The sequence below is a fragment of the Xanthomonas vesicatoria ATCC 35937 genome (genome assembly GCF_001908725.1).
Lineage (GTDB): Bacteria > Pseudomonadota > Gammaproteobacteria > Xanthomonadales > Xanthomonadaceae > Xanthomonas > Xanthomonas vesicatoria.
On the sequence record NZ_CP018725.1, the window covers coordinates 3,665,469 to 3,684,527 of the forward strand.

Below are 19,059 nucleotides of genomic sequence, written 5' to 3' on the forward strand. Positions count from 1 at the left end.
GGTCGTTGTCGTGAAGCCTGCGCATTGCCACATCACTTGTCCGCCAGCCCGCGGTGTCCCGCAGGACGCGCCTGCGTTTGCGTACCGGCTGCGCCGCCGATGAGCGCCACGCCATTGCTGGAACGGATGGTGGACATGACCGCCATCCGCGACGCCGATCTGCTTGATCTGAGCCTGTTGCGCACCATGCGCGAGGTCTGCGCCGCCGAGGAATTGTCGCTGCTGCGCATCGCCCCGGACGGCCGCACCATGGCCGAAACCCGCCTGCACGACGATGGCCGCCTGTCGTTGACGGTGGCCGAACTCAAGGATGCGCAGATGCGTGCGCGGCTGGCCGACGTGCATGGCCCTGGCGATGTGGTGCGCCTGCAGCAGGATGGCCACGCGTTATTGCTCTACCCGATGATGGAGGCGCGCGGCATCCGCACCTGCCTGCGGGTGGGCGGTGCGCGCCCGCCCGGTATTGCCGAACAGGCGATGCTGCAGGGCTTTGCACGCTTCTTCCAGAACTATCGCAGCCTGCTCGACGATGCGCAGCGCGACGCGTTGACCGGGCTGCGCAATCGCAAGACTTTCGACGATGTGATTCTGCGGTTGTTTGCAGGCGGGGCAGACGCGCCGGCCAACGACCAGGTCTGGTTGGGCATCGTCGATATCGATCACTTCAAGCGTGTCAACGACACCTTCGGCCATCTGTACGGCGACGAGGTGCTGCTGCTGGTGGCGCAGCTGATGCAGCGCGCGTTCCGTCAGGACGATCTGCTGTTCCGCTTCGGCGGCGAAGAGTTCGTGATCGTGCTGCGTGGGGTGGATCGCGATGTTGCGGTCAGCCTGTTCGAGCGCTTCCGCCTGGCCGTCGCCGAGCACGTGTTCCCGCAGGTTGGCCAGGTCACGCTCAGCACCGGCATCGTGGAGCTGACCCACGGGCGCCTGATCAGCCAACTGCTGGACGAAGCGGACAAGGCGCTGTACTGGGCCAAGCAGCACGGCCGCAATCGCGCCGTGGTGTATTCCGAGCTGATCACCAGCGGGCAACTGCTGCAGACCACGCAACAAACCGGCAGCGTGGACCTGTTCTAAGCGTCGGTAACAAAACGACCGTGCTCACCGCCAGGCGGGCGAGGCCGGTGTTCGGTGCGGCATGTGCCCCTCGTGCACTGAGGTCTTGCGTGCGCGGTCTGCACCCACCTGACGACGGCGCGCTACGGTTTGCTAGCCGCTCCGGGCGCGAGCATCGCCGGTGTCGCATCGTGCACGCATGTGCCGCCGCTCCCAGGCAATGCACAGCCAGCGCAGGCTGTAATCCCGCGACATGCCGCCGCTTGCACCCGCGGGTGGCTACACTCCAGGGCTGTCTGATATCTGGGGTATGCAATGAAGCGACTTGCCGTGGGACTCTTGGCAATGGCGGTCTCGACCGCAGTGATGGCGCAGGCGCCGAGCTTCGATGGCGCGCGCATCTCGCGCGACGTCAAGGAGCTGGCGTCCGATGCCTATGAAGGGCGCGGCCCGGCCACTGCCGGCGAAGAAAAAACCATCGCCTATCTGAGCAAACGATTTGCCGACGCGGGCCTGCAGCCCGGCGGCGATCTCAAGGATGGCAAGCGGCTGTGGACCCAGGCGGTGCCATTGCGCCGCGCCGATATCGTCGGTACGCCGACGCTTGCGCTGGCCAGTGCCGGCAAGCCGCAAGCGCTAACGCAGGGCAAGCAGATCGCCATCCGCGCCGCGCTCGATGGCTCGTCCAAGGTCGACATCGCCAACGCGCCGCTGGTGTTCGTCGGCTACGGCGTCAAGGCGCCGGAGCGTGATTGGGACGACTTCAAGGGCGTGGACCTGAAGGGCAAGATCGCGGTGGTGCTGATCAACGACCCGGACTTCGAAACCGGCAAGGGCGCCTTCGACGGCGCCGGCATGACCTACTACGGCCGCTGGACCTACAAGTACGAAGAAGGCGCACGTCAGGGCGCGCTCGGCGTGCTGGTGGTGCACGAAACCGCGCCGGCCTCGTACGGCTGGGACACCGTGGCCAGCTCCAACACCAACACGATGTTCGATGTGGTGCGCGACAACCCGCGCGCCGCCCATCCCACCGTGGAAGGCTGGATCCAGCGCGATCTGGCCACCGACCTGTTCAAGCGCGCCGGGCTGGATTTCGACGCCCTGAAGAAGCAGGCGCAGACCCGCGGCTTCAAGCCGGTCGAGCTCAAGGGGCAGAGCCTGAGCGCCAGCTACCAGGTCAAGTCCGACGTGATCACCTCGCACAACGTGGTTGCGCGCCTGGAAGGCAGCAAGCGCCCCGACGAGACGCTGATCTACAGCGCGCATTGGGACCATATCGGCGTGGGCAAGCCGGACGCACGGGGAGACACCATCTTCAACGGCGCGCTGGATAACGCCAGCGGCACTGCGGCGCTGCTGGAGCTGGCACGCGGGTTTGCCAGCGGGCCCAAGCCGGAGCGCTCGGTGGTGTTCCTGGCCGTCACAGCAGAAGAAAAGGGCTTGCTGGGCTCGGAATTCTACGCTTCCAAGCCGCTGTACCCGTTGGATACCACGGTGGCGGTGATCAACATGGACGGCATGAACCCCTTCGTGCCGTCCCGCGATTTCGGCATCTACGGCACCGCAAAGCTCGAGTTGCTCGATCAGCTCAAGACCGTGGCCGCGCAATCCAAGCTGCGCTACACGCCCGACCCCAAGCCGCAGGCCGGCTATTTCTTCCGCTCCGACCATTTCTCCTTCGCCAAGCGCGGCGTGCCGGCACTGTCGTATGCGGCCGGGCAGGATTGGGAAGTGGGCGGCATTGCCGCAGGCAAGGCGGCATCGGACGACTACACCGCCAAGCGCTATCACCAGCAAGGCGATGAGTGGAAGCCGGATTGGACCTTCGCCGGTGCCGCGCGCGATCTGGGCGTGCTGTACACGCTGGGCCAGCAGTTGGCCGATTCGCGCCAGTGGCCGAACTGGAGCAGCGATTCGGAATTCCGCGCCACCCGCGATGCCAGCGAAGCGGCGCGCAAGTAACAACGGCTAGCCAGACTCCGTCGTGGCGATCAGGCGGCGTTGCCCGGTGCGGCATGTGCCACGTATGCATGCCGCGTTAGCTCCCACGAGCGGTGAGGGCGCCGCGCACTCGAGGTCTTGGCGTTTGCTGAAGGGCCCTTGCCCGCCCACCATCGCAGGACACGCTGCAAGTACGTCCTTAGTAAGCTCCTTGGCGGCATCCATGCCGCCAAGGGTCCCGCGACGGTGGGCGGGCAAGGATCAGTCGCGTTGGTCGGTGCTCAGGGTTTCGGCACAGCAATCAGCAACCAGCCACTCCTAACCTCAAGACGCGGTGGTTTCGTTCTTCGGTAAAACACCAGCCAACCGTCTGGTGCGGTGTTCTCGCCGCTTGCGGGACCGTGTGGCGGCATGGATGCCGCCACCGAGCCTCCATGGACGGATTCACGGCGTGTCCCGCGAGCGGTGAGGGCACCGCGCCCTCGAGGTCTTCGCGTCTGCTGCAGGGCCCTTGCCCGCCCACCATCGCGGGACACGCTGCAAGTACGTCCCTGTAAGCTCCGTGGCGGCATCCATGCCGCCAAGGGTCCCGCGACGGTGGGCGGGCAAGGACCAGTCGCGTTGGTCGGTGCTCAGGGTTTCGGCACAGCAACCAGCCACTCCTAAACCGCGCGACGCAGTGATTTCGTTCTTCGGTAAAAACACCAGCAAACGGTCTGGTGCGGTGTCCTCGCCGCTTGCGGGACCGTTGGCGGCATGGATGCCGCCATCGAGCCCCCATGGACGGGTTTACGGCGTGTCCCGCGAGCGGCGAGGGCGCCGCATCCTCGAATCGCCAAGCGTTTGATCGCATCTGAACCTCGCACCGACTCAGAACCCGGCTGTTTCCAAAGCGTTTGGAGGACGCGAAACGCAGCGTTCCTAGCCTGCGCGAGGTCGCTGCAGGAGCCGTCTCGCTTATTCCCATCGACCATGAGGTGCCCGTGTCTTCGCATTTCAGTCAGCGTCATTGCCATGATCTGCAGCGTCGGCACATTGGAAATGCAACCGATTGCACTTGCTGGCACATGATTTGCAATTGCCTGACAGGAAAGCAAGGCGCGCTGCCCGTGACAGTGCGCGCGCCAGACTGCAATCTGTTGGGGTTGCGTTCGGTCGTTACCGCGTAGTCTGCCGCGCGGTCCTCGTCGGGAGGGGCGAAGACTGCACGATGGCCTTCGTTTCCTTTAACGGTCGATTCTTTAGGATGAGCCGCGACGTCGCGTCGCCGCCAGGAGAGTTTGTGCATCGGAGTGGTTTCATAGCTGCCAATACCGCGACCTGGTCGCACGTCGCCCGGCGCCTTGCCCGTGCGATGTGCTTTGCACGATCGCTACGCGTGGCGGGGATGGACCTCCCGCTGCAGCCCGCACTGTCGCACTCATGCGACGGGCAGCCTTGATGGACGGTACCGTGACCCTTCCCCCCGCACCAACCGCAATCCCCCCCAAGTCCGCCCTCGACGCTGGCCAACCCACATTGCCGCCGGAAGCGCCGTTGGCGATGCCCGAACAATCGCTGCGCGAGGGCCAGTTGAAGGTGCCGCACCAGCGCACCTCGCCGGTCGGCATCGGCGTGCGCCGTTTCTATCTGATCGGCGGCACCTTCGCCACGACCGCCATCGCGGTGTGGGTGATGCTCAGCGTGCTCTGGCCCGACGGCATCAGCGTGTTGGAAGGCTGCCTGCTGGGCCTGTTCGTGCTGCTGTTTGCATGGATCGCGATGTCGTTCGCCAGCGCCGTTGCCGGTTTCATCACCGTGGTGGCGCGCGCCGGGCGCAAGCTCGGCATCGACCCGGAGCAGCCGCTGCCCGTGCTGCGCTCGCGCACCGCGTTGTTGATGCCCACCTACAACGAAGACCCGCGCCGCCTGCTGGCCGGCCTGCAGGCGATCTACGAATCGGTGGCCGACACCGGCCAGCTGGAGCACTTCGATTTCTTCGTGCTCAGCGATACCACCCGCGATCACATCGGGCGTGCTGAAGAACTGGTCTACAACGAGCTGTGCGACCGCGTTGGCGGGCATGGCCGCATCTTCTACCGCCGCCGCGCCGACAATGCTGCGCGCAAGGCCGGCAACGTGGCCGACTGGGTGCGCCGCTTCGGCGGCAGCTACCCGCAGATGCTGATCCTGGACGCCGACAGCGTGATGACCGGCGACACCATCGTGCGGCTGGTCGCCGGCATGGAAAACAACCCGGACGTGGGCCTGATCCAGACCCTGCCGGCGGTGGTCAACGGCCAGACGCTGTTTGCGCGCATGCAGCAGTTCGGTGGCCGCGTGTACGGCCCGATCATCGCCTTTGGCGTGGCCTGGTGGCATGGCGCCGAGAGCAATTACTGGGGCCATAACGCCATCATCCGCACCCAGGCCTTCGCCGATCACGCCGGCCTGCCGTCGCTGCGCGGGCGCAAGCCGTTCGGCGGGCATGTGCTCAGCCACGACTTTGTGGAAGCGGCGCTGATGCGCCGCGGCGGCTGGGCCATGCACATGGTGCCGTACCTGCAGGGCAGCTACGAAGAAGGCCCGCCCACGCTCACCGACCTGCTGATCCGCGACCGTCGCTGGTGCCAGGGCAACCTGCAGCACGCCAAGGTGGTCGGCGCCAAGGGCCTGCACTGGATCAGCCGCATGCACATGCTGATCGGCATCGGGCATTACTTCACCGCACCGATGTGGGGCCTGTTGATGCTGATCGGCATCGGCATTCCGCTGGCCGGCGGCGGCATCGATCTGGCCGGCGACCTGCCGTTCTCGCCTGCGCGCTATTGGCACGGCAGCAGCCAGGGCAATGCGATCTGGATCTTCGTCTGCACCATGTTCGTGTTGCTGGCGCCCAAGCTGCTGGGCTACATCGCATTGCTGCTCAACCCGCGCGAAATGAAGGCCTGCGGCGGCGCCATTCGCGCGCTCCTGAGCATCCTTCTGGAAACCGTGCTGGCCGCGCTGATGGCGCCGGTGGTGATGTACCTGCAGTCGCGTGGCGTGTTCGAAGTGCTGGCCGGCAAGGATTCGGGCTGGGATGCGCAGGTGCGCGACGACGGCAAGCTGTCGTGGCCGGCGCTGTTGCGCAGCTATGGCGGGCTGACCGTGTTCGGCTTGTTCATGGGTGCGGTGGCGTACACCGTCTCGCCCTCGCTGGCGGCCTGGATGGCGCCGGTGATCGTGGGCATGGCAGTGTCGATCCCGGTGGTGGCGCTGACCTCGCTGCGTCGCAGCGGTCTGGCGCTGCGCCGTGCCGGCATCTTCTGCATCCCCGAAGAGCTCGACCCGCCCAAGGTGTTGGTGCGTGCCTCCGAACTACGCCGCGCCGCGGCGCTGGAACCCTCGCTGATCTGAGTGGCGGCGCCGGCCGGGTCGGTTAGATGCAGCGTGCTGTGCCGAGCCTTGCCAACCGCGCTGTGTCGCCATTACCGGACGCTGCGTCACAGCCTCCTTGACGAAGAGCGCGGCCCGCGGGCAGTACATGCCACTCATCAAGTTTGCGGGCGCGCTCCGGGTGATCGGCGCGTTCGAGTCCACGTGATCGGCCAGGACCGGCGCGCAAGGCATAATGCCCGGCCCCAAGCGGAGCTGGATGATGCTGGAAGTGATCGAACGCGAGACCGGACCCAACCCGCAATGGACCGTGCTGTGGCTGCACGGCTTGGGTGCCGATGGCAGCGATTTCGCCCCGATGGTGCCGGAACTGGTACGCCCGCACTGGCCGGCGCTGCGCTTTGTGTTCCCGCATGCGCCGATCCGCCCGATCACCATCAACAACGGCGTGCGCATGCGCGGCTGGTACGACATCGTCGGTATGGACTTCGCCAGCCGTGCCGACAAGGCGGGCATCGCCGAATCGGTCGCCCAGGTCGACGCCTTGATCGCCCATGAGCAGGCCCGCGGCACGCCGCCCGAGCGCATCCTGCTTGCCGGGTTTTCGCAAGGCGGCGCAGTGACCTTGGCCGCGGGGCTGCAGCGCAGCGTGCCGCTGGCCGGGCTGATCGCGCTGTCGACCTATTTGCCGGACCCGGCTGCCGCAGCCACCCAGCTGCAGCCGGCCGCCACTGGCCAACCGGTGTTCATGGCCCACGGCAGCGCCGATCCCGTAGTGCCGTTCGCGGCAGGCCAGGCCAGCATGCAGGCCCTGCGCACGCTTGGCTTCGACCTGCAATGGCAGACCTACCCGATGGGCCATCAAGTCTGTCTGGAAGAAATCGAAGCCCTGCGCGACTGGATGCAGGCGCGCTTCACCTCCGCCTGAGCCCATGGCCACCGGCGCCCCGCAGATCACCTGGATGCCGGACCTGTGCCGGCTGCCACGATTGGGTGCCATGCTGGGGTTGGCCGAGCTGGTGGTGCTGGTGGTGACCTTGGTGCCCGATGCCGGCGCCGCGCGCAGCATCACCTTGTCGCGCTTCGTCTCGGCCAGCGGGCTGGCGCTGTGGCTGGCGCTGGCGGTCACCGTGTTGCTGTGCGTGCTACGGCCGTCGTTGTCGCGGCTACCGCCCAAGCTGGGTGGGCTGGCGGCGCTGCTGATTGCCGCGCTGGTGGCGATGCTGGGCGCAGGCATCGTGCATGGGCTGTATGCCGTACTGGGACAGGCCCCGCTTGGATCGCTGGTCGGCTTCTGGCGCTTCACCCTGGGCAGTGCGGCCACGGTGGTGCTGATCACCGCGCTGGCGCTGCGCTATTTCTACGTCAGCGACCGCTGGGAAGCGCAGGTGCAGGCCAACGCGCGTGCCGAAGCCGACGCGCTGCAGGCGCGCATCCGCCCGCACTTCCTGTTCAACAGCATGAATCTGATTGCCAGCCTGCTGCGGCGCGATCCGGTGGTCGCCGAGCAGGCAGTGCTGGATCTGTCGGATCTGTTCCGCGCTGCGCTGGGCGCCGGCGAAGGCGTGTCCACCCTGCGCGCCGAATGCGAGCTGGCCGAGCGCTATCTGGCCATCGAGTCGTTGCGCCTTGGCGAACGCCTGCAGGTGCGCTGGCACCGCCAGGAACCGTTGCCCTGGGAGCTGCCGATGCCGCGCCTGGTGCTGCAGCCGTTGGTCGAAAACGCGGTGCTGCATGGGGTCTCGCGCATGCCCGAAGGTGGCACGCTGTACCTGTCGCTGCGTCAGCGCGGCAGCCAGTTGCAGATCCGCATCGTCAACCCGGCCCCGCAACCGGGAACCCAGTTGCCGCTGCTTGCCGGTGCAGGGCATGCGCAGGCCAGCATCTCGCACCGGCTAGCGTTTCAGTTCGGTGCCGGAGCACGGATGGCGGCCAGCTGGAACGAAGGCTACTATGCCTGCGAGATCACATTGCCGCTGCCGTGACGGGGGAGTCGCGTTAGCAAGGGGGATGTCCATGACGGCCACGCAAGTGCGGGTGCTGATCGCCGATGACGAGCCACTGGCGCGCGAGCGCCTGCGCATGCTGCTGGGCGAGCATCTGCAGGTCGAGGTGATTGGCGAGGCCGAAAACGGCCAGCAGGTGCTGCAGCAGTGCGAACAGCTGCACCCGGACCTGGTGCTGCTGGATATCGCCATGCCCGGCGTCGACGGCCTGGAAACCGCGCGGCTGCTGCGCCAAAGCCAGCCGCCGCCGGCGGTAGTGTTCTGCACGGCCTACGACCAGCATGCGCTGTCGGCGTTCGACGCCGCCGCGCTGGATTACCTGATGAAACCGGTGCGCCCGGAACGCCTGGCCGCAGCCCTGGAAAAAGTGGCCACCTTCCTGGCCGGGCGCGTCCCCGGCGTCGCGCCACGGCCGTTGCGCACCCATCTGTGCGCGCGCCTGCGCGGCAGCCTGCGGCTGATCGCCATCGGCGACATCCGCTACCTGCAGGCCGAAGAGAAGTACGTCATCGTCCACCACACCCGTGGCGAGGACCTGATCGAAGAGTCGCTCAAGTCGCTGGAGGACGAATTCGCCGACCGGCTGGTGCGCATCCATCGCAATTGCCTGGTCGCCCGCGACGAGCTGGTGGAGCTGCGCCGCAGCGGCGATGGACAGGTGCACGCCGTGCTGCGCAATGTTCCACAGACCCTGGAAGTGAGCCGGCGCTGCGTCGCCAGCCTGCGCGATCAACTGCGCCATGTATGAGTTACGGGTCCGGTCCGCGATAATGGCCGGATGACAACGCTCCGCATCGCCACCCGCAAGAGCCCGCTCGCCCTTTGGCAGAGTGAACATGTCGCCGCCGCGCTGCGCCAGCACCATCCCGGCCTGGAGGTGGTGCTGGTGCCGATGAGCACCCGTGGCGACGAAGTGCTGGACCGCTCGCTGGCGGCAATCGGCGGCAAGGGCCTGTTTTTGAAGGAACTAGAGCTGGCCATGCTGCGCGGCGAGGCCGATTGCGCGGTGCATTCGCTCAAGGATGTGCCGATGGAGCTGGACGACCCATTCGTGCTGCCGGCGATCCTTGGCCGCGGCGATGCAGCCGATGCGCTGGTGTCCAATCTCTACGCCAGCCTGCAGGCGTTGCCGCTGGGCGCGCGGGTGGGCACCTCGTCTTTGCGGCGCCAGGCCCAGTTGCGTGCCGCGCGCCCGGACCTGGAGCTGATCGACCTGCGCGGCAACGTCAACACGCGTCTGGCCAAACTCGACAACGGCGGCTACGACGCCATCGTGCTGGCCTGCGCCGGCCTGCAGCGGCTGGGCCTGGACGCGCGCATCAGTGCGCGGCTGGACGCGCCGGACTGGTTGCCGGCACCGGCACAGGGCGCGGTGGCGGTGGAATGCCGTGGCGACGATGCGCGTATCCATGCGCTGCTGGCCGTGCTGGATGCGCCCACCACCCGCGTTTGCGTGGAAGCCGAGCGGGCGATGAATCGCGCCCTGCACGGCAGCTGCCATGTACCTGTGGCTGCTTTTGCGACCTGGGAAGGCGAGGGGTTGTATCTGCAGGGCATGGTCGGCAGTGCCAGCGATGGCCGCCTGATCCACGCCGATGCGCACGGCAGCGCTGGAGACACCGAGGAATTGGGCCGCCGCGTCGCTCAAGGCCTGTTCGACAAGGGCGCCGCCCAACTACTGGCCGAGCTGTAACCCCGATTGGCCGCCGCGTCGTAGGGCGGCCAAGGTCGCGTGGGGAGTTATCGCCCAAGCCCGGGGCGGCCAGGTCCGTTCCTACAGATGCGTAGTTGCGTAGGTACCAGAAGCCGCCACTGAATCGTAGGGGTGGACCTGGCTGCGATGGCATTAGCTGGGAAACCCTGTCGCGGCCAGGGCCGCTCCTACAGACGCGCGATTGCGTAGTTGCCGGCAGCTCCACCGAATCGAAGGAGCAGCCGGCCGCGAGCGCATGACCGATAACTAGCCCCCGCGCCCAAGCCCGCAAGACCCTGACCGAGCGCTTACTTGAACGTGTAGACCAGGTTCACCGTGGTCAGCGTGTCGGTCTTCTTGTCGCCGTCGCTGACCTCGCTGTTGTGGCGCATCTGCCAGGCGGCCTTGAGCGCGAAGTGCGAGTTCATGCTGACCTGCACGCCAAAATCGTTTTGCGCATAGGTGTTGTATTCGCCCGATTCCACCAGCAGCGTGTTGATCAGGTCGGTGTTGTCGGTGACCGTGTATTTCAGGTCGAACAGGCCGCGTCCGATCAGGCCGGTTTCGTTGCGGTCTTCGTCGCTGTTGTGCGCGCGGCGGATACCCGGGCCGATCTGCGCGTCCAGATAGAAGCGCTCGGCATCGATCAGGCGCGTGCCGTAACCGATACCGAAGGTGGCCAGGCGGTCATAGGTGGCGAAGTCGTCGTGTTCGTAACGGCCGGTGGCGGTGAGCTGGCGGTGTTCGCCTAGCTGCAACGCACTGCCGGCGCTGCCGGTGTAACGCTCGGCGGTGGTCTGGCGCTCGCGTTCGGTGCTGCCGTCGTCGTTGGTGTTGGTGTATTCCGAGCTCGAACGCAGCGCGGTGGCATCCAGGCTGTGGATCCAGTCGCCGTCGGTGTAGCGCAGGCGCACGCGGCCGTTGAGGCTGTCGGTGGTGCTGTTGCCGTGGGCAGCGGCATAGCCCAGCTCACCGCTGCTGCCACTCCAGGGCGAGGGCACAAGCGCAGCAGCAGGGTCAACCGGCGTCGGCGCGACCGCGATCGACTGGGCCCAGACGGTGGGCGTGATCAACAGCAGGGGCAGCAGGACAGACAACGGGGCACGGCGGGACATGGGCGGCTCGCTTGAGGGCAGGGCGGGAGGATGGAAGCGATTTCATGATAGCGGACTGTGCGGCACGTCATGACCCGGTGAACGCCGCGCTTCATTGGCGGTTCTGGCGCTGGGAGCTGTCGCGTTCGGTTACGGGCAACGCCAGGACCCTGCGCACGGCGCCTTCGCGATTGGCGCAAGCCGGCCAGCCGGGACGGGCGGTGCTCTGCACCAGAGTGCATAGCGGCGCTCACCCCGCGGCGCGAAGAACCGGACATAATCGGCGCATGGATCGCTATGAACGTATCAACTCCCTGCATCGCCTGCTCAAGTCGGCGCGCTACCCGGTCACGGTGGCGCGGCTGCAGGATGAGCTGAGCTGCTCCCGCGCCACCGTGTATCGCGACCTGGCGTTCCTGCGCGACGCGCTGATGGCGCCGGTGGAAGGCGATGGCGAATCGGGCTTTCGCTATCTGTCCGGCGAAAGCGATCGCTTCGAGCTGCCCGGACTGTGGCTGAGTTCGGAAGAACTGCACGCGCTGCTGGCGTCCCAGCAATTGCTTGCGCGCACCGGCGGCGGGGTGCTGTCGTCGATGCTGGCGCCGCTGCAGCAGCGCATCGAAGGGCTGCTGGCGGCGCAGGCCGGTGTCTCGCAATGGCCGGTAGATCGCGTGCGGGTGATTCCGCATCGCGGCCGCAAGCTGGACGAAGCCAGCTTCCGCACCGTGGCCTCCGGGGTGCTGGAGCGCAAGCAGCTGAGCTTCGATTACCGCGCACGCTCCACCGACGAATCGACCAAGCGCACCGTGTCACCACAACGCATCACCCACTACCGCGATAACTGGTACCTGGATGCCTGGGACCACGGCCGTGATGGCGTGCGCAGCTTCGCGGTGGACCGCATCAACCATGCGCGCCTGCTTGATGCCGCGCCGCGCGATGTGCCCGATAGCGAACTGGATGAGCAGCTGGCCGCCAGCTACGGCATCTTTTCCGGCGCACCCAAAGGCTGGGCGACCATTGTGTTCAGCGCCAAGGCCGCACGCTGGGTGGCCGACGAGCATTGGCATTCCAAGCAGCAGGGCCGGTTTTTGCCCGACGGCCGCTATGAGCTCAAATTGCCATACAGCAATTCGCGCGAGCTGCTGATGGACGTGCTGCACTACGGCTCGGACGCGGAAATCGTTGAGCCCGTCTCGCTGCGCGAGCAGGCCAAGGCCCTGCTGTCGCTGGCGCTGAGCAATTACGATTGAGCTTGGCCGGCATTTGGGTCGTTGTGCGGAGGCCCGATCGCGGCAAGGGCGTGCAGTTCTACGAGACGCATCCCAGCCTAATGCGCTGGGATTGAGTCAATGACGCTCAACCCCTGAATCGAGCCTGCCCGCGAAGCGAGTTTGGCTTGAATGAATTGTTAGGCGCGTGCTTCATATCTTGCCCTCGAGGCGCGCCTGCGTGATTACCCGTTGATCTGCTCGAAGCTGCTCCCGGGCAACATCATCTGCAGCAAGTGAACTTTGGTACTTGCCAGCAAGTTGAGCGACTTGACGCTGAAGCTTGTGAACCGTGACAAGTCGCGCCTCGAGCTCTGCTTGAGAGAATGCCAAACAGTCAATGTCCAGGACGGACGCGCCCTCGCCGAGCGAGTTGGCATCTGCCAAGTCTGCATCCCATTGAGTGAGCCAATGCTTTGTAGCGCCAGAATGATAGGCGCCTTGAGCGGCAGCTAGCCGCGTCCGTGAGGCCTTTGCGCTCTCCAGCAGGGGAGCCAGACCGTGGATATCCGATTGCAACGTGCTTTCGGTGCGACGGAGCTCTAGCCGAAGATCAAGAGATTTGAGCTGGCCAGTGCGTCGAAGCGCCATGAAGGCAAGAACAGCCCCAGCGATGCCAGTAACTGCGCCGATGATGCCCGCAATTGCTCCGGTGTAAGCAAGCCAACTTTGTTCTGACATTGCTTGGCCCGCGAGAAAGATAGTTTAGCGCCTAACGCTTGTTCGGCACTTCAAAGCCCAGGCGGTCCACCTGCTCGCGCAGCTGCGGCACGCGCTTGAGTTTGTCGGTGTAGATGGAATAGTCGTCGCGCATCTTGTTGACCAGCGTGCGGTACTGCTCGCGGCTCATGTCCGGCTTGCGCGCGAAGATCCAGGCCAGATCGCGGCCCGGGTAGGAGATCAGCATCCATGAGCCATCCGGTGCGATTTCCAGGATGCGCTGCTTGGCCGGAATCACCTTGTAGAACCACACTCGCCAATCGCGATTGCCGCTTTCCGCATCCACCGACGCACGTGCGCTGACTTCCTTTTCCGGCTCGCCAAAACCTTCGCGATACAGATAGCGCACCGCTACCTTGCCGTCTTCGTCCAGGGTGTATTCGTCGCGGCTGGTGACGTGACCGCGCTCTACCGGATTGGGCATGCGCGCAATCACGTACCAGGTGCCCATGATCTTGGACAGATCGATCGCCGGCTCGGTGGTGGATGTGTCCTTGGCATGCGCCACGGGCAGGCCGAGGACGAGCAGGAAAGCGAGGGCGATCGTAACGGTCAGGCGCATCGCAACATCACAAAGGGGCAATAGGTGCAGCACACTACCGCATGCAGGGGGCAAGTTCGCGTCAACGGTCGGGTCTGGCGTCGGCAATGGGGTCGTCGGCCACTGGCATCACTCCCGCGATCCTCACCCCGGGCTAGCGGATGCCGGACCTGAGTTGCCAATCCCTACCCTACGCGCGTCCCGCGGCGCCTGACCTCGCACAGGCGCAACATTTCGCCTCCCAGGTCGCAATCGGTGAGATGGGGACAGGCAATTCTGCCGGCCTGTCTTCATCCCTTCTGCCACGGAGTGCCGTCATGTCGCATCGTCCTTCCTCTCGTTCCGAACGACCCGACCCGCGGGTGCTGCGCCCGGTGCGGCAGATCGCCCTGGCCGGCCTGGCGCTGGTGCTGGTATGGCCAGCGGCACGCGGGCACAGCGAGTGGATCGGCTGGCTGCCGCTGTGGCTGGTCGGCATGCCGATGCTGGCCTGGTGGAGCCTGCACCGTTTCGCGCTGCCCGCATTGGCGCGTCCGGGCGCGCGGCGGGCCTTGCCGCGTCGGCGTGGTCCGCAGGCGCAACGTCGGCGCGTCACTTCGCGGGCAGCGACACCGGCGCGGGCGGCCTGACCTTCGGCAGGGGAGGCCGGGCAAGGGGCTGTGTTAGGTTTTCCGGCATTGGTTTTTCCGGAAAAACACATGCCCAAGTTCGCCTCGATCTGCCTGGTCGCCGGCCTGATCACCGCTGGCGCCGTCTCTGCAGAGGAAACCGCCGTGTCCAACGACCCCTACGCCTGGCTGGAAGATGTCACCGGCGCCAAGCCGCTGGACTGGGTCAAGGCCCAGAACGCCAAGACCGAAGCGCGCCTGGCCACCACGCCGGCGTTCAAGCAGATGGAAACCAGCATCCGCGAGGTGCTGGATTCGGACGCCAAGATTCCTGGCGTGCAGAAGATCGGCGCGTTCTATTACAACTTCTGGAAGGACAAGCAGCACGAGCGCGGCCTGTGGCGGCGCACCACGCTGGACGAATACCGCAAGGCTTCGCCGAATTGGGAAACGGTGCTGGACCTGGATGCGCTCAACAAGGCAGAGGGCGAAAACTGGGTCTGGCACGGCGCCGACTGCCTGCGCCCGGATTACCAGCGCTGCCTGATCGCGCTGTCGCGCGGGGGCGCCGACGCCGATGTCACCCGCGAGTTCGACCTGGCCGGAAAGCAATGGGTCAAGGACGGCTTCTTCCGTCCCGAATCCAAGGGCGGGCTGGGCTGGATCGACAAGGACACCGTCTACGTCTTCACCGATTTCGGTGCCGGCAGCATGACCAGCTCCGGCTACCCGCGCGTCGCCAAGCAGTGGAAGCGCGGCACCCCGCTCAGCGCTGCCGCGGTGGTGTACGAAGGCAAGCCGACCGATATGTATATCGCGGCGATGCACGACGACACCCCCGGGTTCGAACGCGATTTCGTCAGCCGGACGCTGGCTTTCTACAACGACGAGCTGTATCTCAAGGGCGCCGACGGCACGCTGGTGAAGGTGGATGTGCCCAACTCGGCCAGCAAGTCGGTCAAGCGGCAGTGGCTGACGCTGGAATTGCGCGAGCCGTGGACGGTGGGGGGCAAGACCTACACCGCCGGCTCGCTGCTGGCCACGCGCTTTGACGACTTCATGGCCGGCAAGCGCAGCTTCGATGTGTTGTTCGAACCGACCGACACCACCTCGCTGGCGGGCGTGGCATGGACCAAGTCGCACCTTGTCTTGAACGTGCTCGAAGACGTCAAGAATCGGCTCAGCGTCATCACTCCATCGCAGGACGGCTGGAAAAAGAGTGCGTTTGTCGGCGCGCCGGCGTTCGGCACGGTCGATGTCAGCGCCGTGGACAGCGACGACAGCGACGCGCTGTGGCTCACCGTCACCGATTACCTGACTCCCACCACCCTGGCGTGGGTCGAGGTGGGCAGCGCGCCGCAGCCGCTCAAGGCCATGCCGGCGTTTTTCGATGCGGGCAAGGACAGCATCGAGCAGCACTTCGCCACCAGCAAGGACGGCACCCGCGTGCCGTATTTCCTGGTGCGCCCCAAGAACCTCACGCTCGATGGCAGCGCGCCGACGCTGCTGTATGGCTACGGCGGTTTTGAAATCTCGATGACGCCGAACTATTCCGGCGCATTGGGCCGCGCCTGGCTGGACAAGGGCGGCGTCTACGTGGTGGCCAACATCCGTGGCGGTGGCGAATACGGCCCGCGCTGGCACCAGGCTGCGCTCAAGCAAAACCGCCACAAGGCCTACGAAGACATGGCCGCGGTGGCCAAGGATCTGGTTGCGCGCAAGATCACCTCGACCAAGCATCTGGGCGTGCAGGGCGGCAGCAACGGCGGCCTGATGACCGGCAACATGCTGACCCAATATCCGGAGCTGTTCGGTGCGGTGGTGGTGCAGGTGCCATTGCTGGACATGAAGCGTTACAGCCATCTGTTGGCAGGCGCTTCGTGGATGGCCGAATACGGCAACCCGGACACCGACGACTGGAAATTCATCCAGACCTTCTCGCCGTATCACCTGTTCGACCCGAAGAAGACCTACCCGCCGGTGATCTTCCTGACCTCCACACGAGACGACCGCGTACACCCGGGCCATGCGCGCAAGATGGCGGCCAAAATGATCGAGGCCGGCAAGGACGTGACTTACTACGAGAACATCGAAGGCGGCCACGGCGGCGCAGCCAACAATGCGCAGGCTGCGCATATGTCGGCACTGGCGTATAGCTTTCTGTGGGAGCGCTTGGCCGACTGAGCGGTTGGCACAGGCCGCATGATGCGCAGTGCGACACGAGGCCGCCGGCACACTGCAGCGGCCTCGTGACGTTTGCGATCGAACGAAAGCAAACGTGGACGACGCGGAGTGTGAGCGATGTTGGGCGTGATGATGACTTTGGCGGTCGGCGCGTGCGCGGTCGAGAATGCACGCTATGTGCTGCGCGACGATGCCGACGTGCAAGCCCGCTTTCTGGCGGTCGCCAGCGGTCCACACTGGCCGGCGCAGGTGGTCTTGCGGCTACATGCTTCGCGCACCGGAGCGGATGTATGGTTTTTGCCGTGGAGCGGCGGCAGCGATGACAGCCAGCACCTGGCGTCCACCACCGATGTGACCGCGCCGGGTTGGCAGCCTCCGGATCCCGATGGTGGGCCGCGCCCTTTGGGCGATGTGGGCTACATCGGCACCGATGCGAGCTATCGTGTTCTGAGCGAGGTTCCCCGTGCCGGCATGCCGGCGCCTGCGCATTTCCTGTTGCCCGACTTGCGTGAAACGTTGTGGTATCGCGCGGCGCCAGGCGAGCGGCAAGCGATGGCACGGCAGTTCTTCAATCTGGACAGCTGCGCAACGCAGTAAGACGGTGCGGCGCGTTGGTGCCAAGTCTTCGTCGCTGCGTTTGGCCGCGAGCGATATCAGGAAGGGGCGGAATGAAATGGGACGAGCTGGGTCCGCGAATCTGCATTCTGGGACCGTCCAATAGCGGTAAATCGACCTTGGCGCAAGCGATTGCGCGCAAGCACGGATGCGCATGCGTGTATTTGGATCAGCTGCATCATTCCCCAAGCACTGCCTGGCTACCTCGTCCCAGGCAGGAATTTTTCGCGCTTCACGATGCAGCCATCGCCGCAGAGCAGTGGGTGATGGATGGCAATTACCTGGGGTGCCCGTCCAGCGTCTGGCGCGTGCAACGGGCCTTGTTCTATTGGACGTCGCGGTGACGACCAGCCTGGTGCGCTATCTGCGCCGAACCTGGTTTGAGCAGCACCGTTGCGGCGGCCTGGATGGCGCCAGGGAGCAGCTGCGTTGGGAGATGCTGCGCCACATCGCGGTCACTGAACGCAGAAGCGAAAAGAGCTTGCATGGGTGTTAGAGCGCAGCAGCTTGCCGAAGATCGTGTTACTGACGATGCCGGCAATCGATCAGTTCTATCGCTTTGAAAATTTGAGCAGGCACGGTCTGCGCGAGTGATAGCGGTTCTCAGTGCAGCGTCTTGCAAGGAGGCGATTGACCGCGAGGTCACGCTCACAACGCTTTCTGGATTGCAGTGCTCTTGGCGTCATGCAAGATGCGTCTACAGACTACGTAACCCGCGCGCAATGCGCTCCACTGCCTGTTCCAGGCGCGGCAGGCTTTGGGTGTAGGCAATGCGCACGTGCTGGTTGGCGCGATGGAAACCGAAGTCGACGCCGGGGGTGAAGGCGACGTGCTCGGTTTCCAGGAAGTGCGCGCAGAACGCCTGCGCGTTGTCCGAAAACGCGCTGATATCGGCGTAGAGATAGAACGCGCCTTGTGGCTCGACGGCGATGTGGAAGCCTAGTCCGCGCAGGGCGGGCAGCAGAAAGTCGCGACGTTGCTGGAACTGCGCGCGGCGCGCTTCGAAGATGGCGATGCTCTCTGGTGTGAAACACGCAAGCGCTGCGTGCTGCGCAATGGTCGAGGCGCTGATGTAGAGATTCTGCGCAAGTTTCTCCAGCTCGGGCACGGCGTCGGGCGGGGCGATCAGCCAACCCAGGCGCCAGCCGGTCATGCCGAAGTACTTGGAAAAACTGTTCAAGACGAATGCACCGTCGTCGACTTCCAGCACGCTATGCGCGTCCAGGCCATAGGTCAGGCCATGGTAAATCTCGTCCACCACCAGGTGCCCGCGGCGTGCACGCAACGCCTGCGACAACGCGGCCAGTTGCGTGCGCGATAGCACACTGCCGGTCGGATTGGCCGGCGACGCCACCAGGGCACCGACGCTATCGGCGTTCCAACACGCGTCCACCAGTGCTGGTGTCAGCTGATAGTCGGTGTCCGGCCCGACCGGCACCAGCTGCGCAGCACCTTCGACCAGGCGCAGGAAGTGCCGGTTGCACGGATACCCCGGGTCGGCGAGCAGCCAGTGTTTGCCCGGGTCCACCAACAGGCTGCTGGCCAATAGCAGCGCGCCCGAGCCGCCTGGCGTAACCAGGATCCGCTCCGGGTCGACGCTGTGGCCATAACGTTGCGCGTAAAACCCGGCAATCGCCTCGCGCAGTGCGGGCAGCCCGCGTGCGGCGGTGTAGCGGGTATGGCCGGCGGCCAATGCGGCTTGCCCGGCGGCCACGATCGGCGCGGCAGTGGTGAAATCGGGCTCGCCGATTTCCAGGTGGATCACATCATGACCGGCCTGTTCGAGCGCATTGGCGCGGGCCAGCAGCGACATCACATGGAACGGCGCGATGTCCTGGCTGCGGCGGCTGTAGCCCGGCGCGGGCGAAAGCAAGGAGTCCATAACGAAGATGATAGACCAGCATGACCTAGGACACATGACGCCCGGCGACAGGCTCTTCCACACTCGGGTGCTGGGATGGCATTGC

15 protein-coding genes and 1 other RNA gene are annotated in these 19,059 nt (G+C 65.5%); 12 read left to right on the forward strand and 4 right to left on the reverse strand.

All coding sequences use genetic code 11. The features are described 5' to 3' along the window. The first annotated feature begins 99 nt into the window (after positions 1 to 99). From BJD12_RS15880 to hemC, 8 genes are all read left to right on the forward strand, one after another. Positions 100 to 1,080, forward strand: coding sequence for a GGDEF domain-containing protein (locus BJD12_RS15880; RefSeq protein WP_005989186.1), 981 nt, complete (start codon positions 100 to 102; stop codon positions 1,078 to 1,080). 61 nt (positions 1,081 to 1,141) lie between these two features. Continuing rightward, positions 1,142 to 1,218: non-coding RNA, sX9 sRNA (locus BJD12_RS15885), on the forward strand. Between the two features lie 156 nt (positions 1,219 to 1,374). Continuing rightward, positions 1,375 to 3,024: a M28 family metallopeptidase gene (locus tag BJD12_RS15890; RefSeq protein ID WP_005989187.1), complete on the forward strand. Its 1,650-nt coding sequence runs from the start codon at positions 1,375 to 1,377 to the stop codon at positions 3,022 to 3,024. Between the two features lie 1,419 nt (positions 3,025 to 4,443). Next, complete coding sequence (gene mdoH, locus BJD12_RS15920) at positions 4,444 to 6,381, forward strand: glucans biosynthesis glucosyltransferase MdoH (RefSeq protein WP_005997246.1); 1,938 nt, start codon at positions 4,444 to 4,446, stop codon at positions 6,379 to 6,381. Between the two features lie 238 nt (positions 6,382 to 6,619). Beyond that, the gene (locus tag BJD12_RS15925; protein WP_039420997.1) at positions 6,620 to 7,288 is read left to right on the forward strand and encodes an alpha/beta hydrolase; all 669 of its coding nucleotides are present in this window, start codon (positions 6,620 to 6,622) and stop codon (positions 7,286 to 7,288) included. A 4-nt stretch (positions 7,289 to 7,292) separates the two neighbouring features. After that, positions 7,293 to 8,345 (forward strand): sensor histidine kinase, encoded by a 1,053-nt coding sequence (locus tag BJD12_RS15930; protein WP_005997243.1) that lies wholly within the window; start codon positions 7,293 to 7,295, stop codon positions 8,343 to 8,345. A gap of 31 nt (positions 8,346 to 8,376) precedes the next feature. Beyond that, positions 8,377 to 9,114 carry a LytR/AlgR family response regulator transcription factor gene (locus BJD12_RS15935; protein WP_039421020.1) on the forward strand — a complete coding sequence of 246 codons (738 nt, stop codon included), beginning with the start codon at positions 8,377 to 8,379 and terminating at the stop codon, positions 9,112 to 9,114. Between the two features lie 30 nt (positions 9,115 to 9,144). Then, positions 9,145 to 10,059, forward strand: coding sequence for a hydroxymethylbilane synthase (gene hemC, locus BJD12_RS15940; RefSeq protein WP_005997241.1), 915 nt, complete (start codon positions 9,145 to 9,147; stop codon positions 10,057 to 10,059). Between the two features lie 308 nt (positions 10,060 to 10,367). On the opposite strand, the gene BJD12_RS15945 is transcribed toward hemC, so the two are convergent. Further along, a complete protein-coding gene (locus BJD12_RS15945; RefSeq protein WP_005997240.1) occupies positions 10,368 to 11,174 on the reverse strand; it encodes a DUF481 domain-containing protein in 807 nt (268 codons plus the stop codon). Between the two features lie 266 nt (positions 11,175 to 11,440). Here BJD12_RS15945 and BJD12_RS15950 point away from each other — a divergent pair, with 266 nt between their 5' ends. Then, positions 11,441 to 12,406 (forward strand): helix-turn-helix transcriptional regulator, encoded by a 966-nt coding sequence (locus BJD12_RS15950; protein ID WP_005997239.1) that lies wholly within the window; start codon positions 11,441 to 11,443, stop codon positions 12,404 to 12,406. Positions 12,407 to 12,577: 171 nt separating this feature from the next. On the opposite strand, the gene BJD12_RS15955 is transcribed toward BJD12_RS15950, so the two are convergent. Together BJD12_RS15955 and BJD12_RS15960 are read right to left on the reverse strand one after the other, a co-directional pair. Continuing rightward, positions 12,578 to 13,105 carry a hypothetical protein gene (locus tag BJD12_RS15955; protein WP_005997238.1) on the reverse strand — a complete coding sequence of 176 codons (528 nt, stop codon included), beginning with the start codon at positions 13,103 to 13,105 and terminating at the stop codon, positions 12,578 to 12,580. A gap of 31 nt (positions 13,106 to 13,136) precedes the next feature. Beyond that, on the reverse strand, positions 13,137 to 13,706 hold the full coding sequence (locus BJD12_RS15960) for a lipocalin family protein (protein ID WP_005997237.1): 570 nt from the start codon (positions 13,704 to 13,706) through the stop codon (positions 13,137 to 13,139). A gap of 296 nt (positions 13,707 to 14,002) precedes the next feature. Here BJD12_RS15960 and BJD12_RS15965 point away from each other — a divergent pair, with 296 nt between their 5' ends. The 3 genes from BJD12_RS15965 (at position 14,003) to BJD12_RS15975 (ending at position 17,074) form a co-directional block, all read left to right on the forward strand. After that, entirely contained in the window at positions 14,003 to 14,314 is a 312-nt protein-coding gene (locus BJD12_RS15965) for a hypothetical protein (RefSeq protein WP_039421001.1), read from the forward strand. A 69-nt stretch (positions 14,315 to 14,383) separates the two neighbouring features. Continuing rightward, a complete protein-coding gene (locus BJD12_RS15970) occupies positions 14,384 to 16,477 on the forward strand; it encodes a prolyl oligopeptidase family serine peptidase (protein WP_005997236.1) in 2,094 nt (697 codons plus the stop codon). A 129-nt stretch (positions 16,478 to 16,606) separates the two neighbouring features. After that, entirely contained in the window at positions 16,607 to 17,074 is a 468-nt protein-coding gene (locus tag BJD12_RS15975; RefSeq protein WP_228860921.1) for a hypothetical protein, read from the forward strand. Positions 17,075 to 17,789: 715 nt separating this feature from the next. Here BJD12_RS15975 and BJD12_RS15985 read toward each other — a convergent pair. Continuing rightward, positions 17,790 to 18,974 (reverse strand): pyridoxal phosphate-dependent aminotransferase, encoded by a 1,185-nt coding sequence (locus tag BJD12_RS15985; protein WP_005997233.1) that lies wholly within the window; start codon positions 18,972 to 18,974, stop codon positions 17,790 to 17,792. Between the last annotated feature and the right edge of the window lie 85 nt (positions 18,975 to 19,059).

Excerpts from the sequence above, each read along its gene's own strand:
- BJD12_RS15930 (WP_005997243.1), top strand. The coding sequence starts at position 7,293 with ATGGCCACCGGCGCCCCGCAGATCACCTGGATGCCGGACCTGTGCCGG.
- BJD12_RS15880 (WP_005989186.1), top strand. The coding sequence starts at position 100 with ATGAGCGCCACGCCATTGCTGGAACGGATGGTGGACATGACCGCCATC.
- BJD12_RS15925 (WP_039420997.1), top strand. The coding sequence starts at position 6,620 with ATGATGCTGGAAGTGATCGAACGCGAGACCGGACCCAACCCGCAATGG.
- BJD12_RS15985 (WP_005997233.1), bottom strand. The coding sequence starts at position 18,974 with ATGGACTCCTTGCTTTCGCCCGCGCCGGGCTACAGCCGCCGCAGCCAG.
- BJD12_RS15960 (WP_005997237.1), bottom strand. The coding sequence starts at position 13,706 with ATGCGCCTGACCGTTACGATCGCCCTCGCTTTCCTGCTCGTCCTCGGC.
- BJD12_RS15935 (WP_039421020.1), top strand. The coding sequence starts at position 8,377 with ATGACGGCCACGCAAGTGCGGGTGCTGATCGCCGATGACGAGCCACTG.
- BJD12_RS15890 (WP_005989187.1), top strand. The coding sequence starts at position 1,375 with ATGAAGCGACTTGCCGTGGGACTCTTGGCAATGGCGGTCTCGACCGCA.
- mdoH (WP_005997246.1), top strand. The coding sequence starts at position 4,444 with ATGGACGGTACCGTGACCCTTCCCCCCGCACCAACCGCAATCCCCCCC.
- BJD12_RS15970 (WP_005997236.1), top strand. The coding sequence starts at position 14,384 with ATGCCCAAGTTCGCCTCGATCTGCCTGGTCGCCGGCCTGATCACCGCT.
- BJD12_RS15965 (WP_039421001.1), top strand. The coding sequence starts at position 14,003 with ATGTCGCATCGTCCTTCCTCTCGTTCCGAACGACCCGACCCGCGGGTG.
- hemC (WP_005997241.1), top strand. The coding sequence starts at position 9,145 with ATGACAACGCTCCGCATCGCCACCCGCAAGAGCCCGCTCGCCCTTTGG.
- BJD12_RS15950 (WP_005997239.1), top strand. The coding sequence starts at position 11,441 with ATGGATCGCTATGAACGTATCAACTCCCTGCATCGCCTGCTCAAGTCG.
- BJD12_RS15975 (WP_228860921.1), top strand. The coding sequence starts at position 16,607 with ATGATGACTTTGGCGGTCGGCGCGTGCGCGGTCGAGAATGCACGCTAT.
- BJD12_RS15955 (WP_005997238.1), bottom strand. The coding sequence starts at position 13,105 with ATGTCAGAACAAAGTTGGCTTGCTTACACCGGAGCAATTGCGGGCATC.
- BJD12_RS15945 (WP_005997240.1), bottom strand. The coding sequence starts at position 11,174 with ATGTCCCGCCGTGCCCCGTTGTCTGTCCTGCTGCCCCTGCTGTTGATC.